3 protein-coding genes are annotated in these 4,546 nt (G+C 63.9%); all 3 read right to left on the bottom strand.

The genetic code is table 11. From position 1 onward, the window contains the following. Positions 1-656: 656 nt before the first annotated feature. Genes J0F76_RS19945 through J0F76_RS19955 form a run of 3 tightly spaced genes read right to left on the bottom strand, consistent with a single transcriptional unit; the run spans position 657 to position 4,129 of the window. Complete coding sequence (locus tag J0F76_RS19945; protein ID WP_207472145.1) at positions 657-1,643, bottom strand: ABC transporter permease; 987 nt, start codon at positions 1,641-1,643, stop codon at positions 657-659. Beyond that, positions 1,633-3,135 carry a sugar ABC transporter ATP-binding protein gene (locus J0F76_RS19950; protein WP_207472147.1) on the bottom strand — a complete coding sequence of 501 codons (1,503 nt, stop codon included), beginning with the start codon at positions 3,133-3,135 and terminating at the stop codon, positions 1,633-1,635. Before J0F76_RS19950 ends, J0F76_RS19945 begins: the two co-directional genes overlap by 11 nt. Before the next feature lie 49 nt (positions 3,136-3,184). Next, positions 3,185-4,129 (bottom strand): substrate-binding domain-containing protein, encoded by a 945-nt coding sequence (locus tag J0F76_RS19955; protein ID WP_207472149.1) that lies wholly within the window; start codon positions 4,127-4,129, stop codon positions 3,185-3,187. Positions 4,130-4,546: the final 417 nt, after the last annotated feature.

A 4,546-nucleotide genomic window follows, 5' to 3' on the forward strand; every position in this document is an offset into this window, starting at 1 on the left:
GGTCGGAGGTGTGGGTCTGCGCATACATCACAGCTACCAAGCTGGACTCGCAAGATGAATTCCTCACGAAATTTGTGCAACAGAGCCCCACAGGTCGAGAAACCATCTGATCGTCGCGCCAATGCGCCGCGTACGGTTCGTCTCCGTCCGACCCGTAGACGCCGCAGACCGGGTCGGCGCCAAAATGATCGGGTGAAGTGACAATGGCGTTCTGGACCACCCTGAAACTACGGGACCACCCTTCGTCGGGACGAGGAAAACTAGTTGCTTGAGGTTCTGACACAAAGGGCTCGGCGTCGTTAAGGTGAAGCGGCGCGCGACATCAATCTCAGCCAATCTTAGAACCAAAGGCTCTGCAGCCGGTAAGTGTGCCTGCACGCTTTCGCACAAGCACAGGCTTTGCCGGCAGTGGCAGGCAGCCCAACGCGTGGTGGCGTTCCGTTGCGAAAGATCCCCTTGCGGGTCCCGGCACCACTTAGAAGGCCTTTGGCACGCAGGCGGCGCCAAGGGCGATCGGCTGCGGTTCTACACAAGCCGCCCGCACCAGGCGCCTGCCATGCGCACGGCGGCCGAGGCATTCGGTTGGCTGCCTGGCTTCACCAGGTTCCGCTTGGCCGACACAAGCGCCGCTGACAAAGGAGATCGGCGAGGCAGCTCTAGACGCTCTCCCTCCGCAGGTACCGCCGGGAAAGAGCGTCGAAGGAAATGGCTAGCACCACGATCACGCCGGAAACCACTCCTTGCCAGTAAGGAGAGACGCCGAACAGAACGATGATGTTCTCGATGATCGCGATGATGCCAGCACCGAAGATGGCGCCCAGCGGAGAGCCGACGCCTCCGGTCGTCGCCACCCCGCCTATGACAGATGCCGCGATGGGAGCCAGGACCCAGGCCTGGCCGATGGACGGTTGGGCGGTGCCCAGGCGGGCGACCATCAGCAGGCCGGCCAGCGCCGAGAGCATTCCCGCGAAGGTGAACACGAGCAACCTGATGCGGTCTACCCGGATGCCCAGCATCCGGGCAGCCGCCGCGTTGTTGCCGATCGCATACATATAACGGCCCATCGGTGTCTTGACGGTCAGGAACAACGCGACGGCCAGTACCGCCAACATGACGAGAAAGGGCACGGGAACGCCCAGGATGTCGCCCCGGCCCAGGAACTGGATGCCGGCAGGAATGCCGGTGATCGCGACGCCTTTCGTCAGCACCAGGATCGCACCGCCGTAAATGCCGGCCGTGCCGATCGTCAGCACCAGGGAATGCAGGCCCAGCGCGGTCACGAGAAAGCCGTTGACGAAGCCAAGCGCCATGCCCAGCAGCAACGCCAGCACCAGCGCCACCGGCCAAGGCAGTCCCGCCTGCACCATCAGCATACCCGACACGACCCCGCAAAGGCCGCCAATGGTGCCCAGCGACAGATCCAGTTCGCCAAGGATCATCAGCGAGGATTGCGCGATGGTGACAAGGCCGACAAAGGCCAGCCCGCGTGCGATGACCGACATGTTGTAGGCGGTCAGGAAATAGGGGGAAACGACAGCCGAGACGGCGAAGATGGCGACCAGGGCAACAAAGACGCCGGCCAGGGGATTGCGGATCAGGATCGACAGGGCGGACGGGCTTGGTGCAGGGGCGTCAGACGACATGGGCAGGTTCCTGTAGGTCGGTGGCGAAGATGGCCCCCACCAGCGTTTCGGTATCGGTCGCGGCCGCATCGAAATCGCCGGTGATCCGGCCGCCATGCATGGTGACGATGCGGCTGGCGCAGCGGCGCAGTTCGGTCATCTCGGAGGATATCAGGATGATGCCGACGCCCTCTTCGGCCAGGGACTTCATGATGCGATAGATTTCGGCCTTGGTGCGGATGTCGATGCCCTTGGTGGGCTCGTCAAAGATCAGGACGCGCGGGGTCGTGGCCATGGCGCGGCCGATGATCGCCTTTTGCTGGTTGCCGCCCGAAAGGGTTGCCATGCGTTGTCCCTGCCCCGCGGCCCGGATGCCGTAGTCGGCGATGATCCGGCCGACAAGGCCGCGTTCCTTGCCGGCATCGATCCCGAAGGCACCGGAGGTCAGGGAAAGAACCGAGATGCCGATGTTCTCGCGCAGCGACAGCAGCGGGAAGATGCCGTGGTGCTTGCGCTCCTCGGACAGGTACAACATGCCTCCCGCGACCGAAGCAGCGGTATCGTTCAGCCGCCAGTGCTGCCCCTCGACTGTCACCCGGCCCCCTGTCGCCTTGCGGAAGCCGAAGATCGTCTGCATCAGTTCGGACCGGCCGGCGCCGACCAGGCCGGCGAATCCCAGGATTTCACCCCGTCTCAGGGTGAAGCTGATGTTGTCGAACATCGTGCCCGACAGGCTTTCCACCTGCATGATCGGCTCGGCCACCGGGCAGCCGGGACGGAAATGTTCGTCGATGGCGACATCGCGTCCCGACATGGCACGGATCAAGCCGGGCTCGTCGATGTCGGCGATACGCCCGGCATCGACCTTTTTCCCGTTGCGCAGGACCGTGTAGTCGTCGCCGATCGCGAAAACCTCGTCCATCTTGTGAGAGATGAAGACGATGGCATGATCGCGGTCTAGGAACCCGCGGATGACGCGAAACACCCGGTCGACCTCGCGCGCGGTCAGCGCCGATGTCGGCTCGTCCAGGATCAGCACCTTCATGTCGCGATTGGTGGAGGCGCGGGCGATCTGCAGCAGCTGCTGGTCCGGCACCGAGATGTGCCGGACAAGATCCGATGGCCGCGCCTCGATCCCGAAGCGGTCCAGGTATTCCTGCGCCTCGGCCTGCATCCGGCGGCGGTTGACCAACCCGCCATGGCCGGTGCGGTCAAAGGGCATGAACAGGTTTTCCGCGACACTCACGTCCGGGAACAGCGACAGCTCCTGGGGAACATAGGCGATGTTGCGGAACAGTTCGGGATGGGCGGACGGATCGCGGCCGTCGATGCTGATCGTGCCGCGGCTGGCATGATCCGTACCCGTCAGGATCTTCACCAGCGTCGATTTGCCGGCGCCGTTTTCGCCAGCAAGAATATGGGTCCGGCCCAGTTCGATCGACAGTTCGACGCCGTCAAGGGCGGTCACGCCGGGAAAGTCGCGTCCCAGGCCCTTGGCTTCGAGATATGCCATGAATCCTCCGAAGGCAGGCAACCGGCCCGAGGGCCGGCCGCCGACTGAATCAACCGTCCACGTTCTCTTTCGTCAGGAAGGCGTTTCCGGTGTCCAGATAGTCCGGCACCGGCGCGCCGGTCACCTGCGCCCACAGAAGCATCACCGACCAGTAGCCCTGCAGTTCCGGCTGGGATGCGGACGAGCTGTCGGCCACGCCCGAACGGATCATGTCCAGCATCTCGGGCAGGTTGTCGAGGCCCACCAGCGTGACCTGGCCTTCCTTGCCTGCCTCGATGATGGCCTGTCCGATCCCGATGGGACCGGCGGCATCCGAGGCGACCCAGCCTTTCAGGTTCGGGTTCGCCTGCATGATCGCGGCCGCCTGCTGCTGCGCGATCTCGATGCTGTCGTTGTCGATGCCCTCGGCCACGACCTTGATGCCGGGATGTTCGGCAAAGACCTCGCGGTGGCAGTCGGCGCGGATCGAGTGGTTCGGCGCCGTGGGCACGCCCATCATGATCGCGACCTCGCCTTCGCCGCCCAGGATTTCGACCAGCCGGCGGGACGCGATCTTGGCCTGCTCGCAGAAGTCCGAGCCGATATAGGGGATCTTCATGCCCTCGGGCGGAACCGAATCGAAGATCACCAGCGGAATGTCCTGGCCTTGCGCGGCCTCCAGCGACGCACGGTTGCCCGACGGGTCCAGAAGGTCGATGGCGATCCCGTCCGGCCGGGTCGAGATCGCGCTTTCGACGATCTGCACCTGCTGGACGACATCCGCCGTCTGGGGGGCCGAGTAGACGATCTCGACATCCGCGCCCGTCTGCGCCTCGATGGCAGCCGCTGCCATCTGGGCGCCCTCGTTCACCTTGTCGAACCACGGATGGACGACCTTCGGCACGATCAGGAAGCGATAGGCGTCCTTCTTGATGGTGCCGGGCGCCTCTTGCGCCAAGGCAACCATGGGCGACGCAATGGCCAGGCCCGCCAGAAGTGTCACCAGTGTTCTCATGTCATTCCTCCTCGAAGAACCAATATGCGCGTCAACGATCATCGTTCGTCGCGAATCAGATTTCCGGATGCACCATCACACGGCGGGAATCGAATTTACAGCGGCGGCATTGCCCCGCCTCACGCCGCGTCCTGCGCAGCCACCGGCCCAAGGTCCGGCGTCCTGTCGGACACCCGGACTGCAAGCAGTCAAGCGGAACGGCAGCCACATGCTCGGCAGCCCATGCAAGGCGCTTCCGGCCAGTCGCCAGGGGCTTGCGATCAGCCTCGCCCGGCCAAGCACGGGGTCATGTCAGTTGCTGAGCCAAGGCCGGATACGCGGAAAAGCAGTCTAGAGCCTGTTGCACTCAATCGACCTCATAACCTGCGGCTTTGAAGTAGTTGTAGCATTCCTCGTCGGAGAACAGATCGCAGACCT

This window comes from Paracoccus fontiphilus, assembly GCF_017356265.1.
GTDB lineage: Bacteria > Pseudomonadota > Alphaproteobacteria > Rhodobacterales > Rhodobacteraceae > Paracoccus > Paracoccus fontiphilus.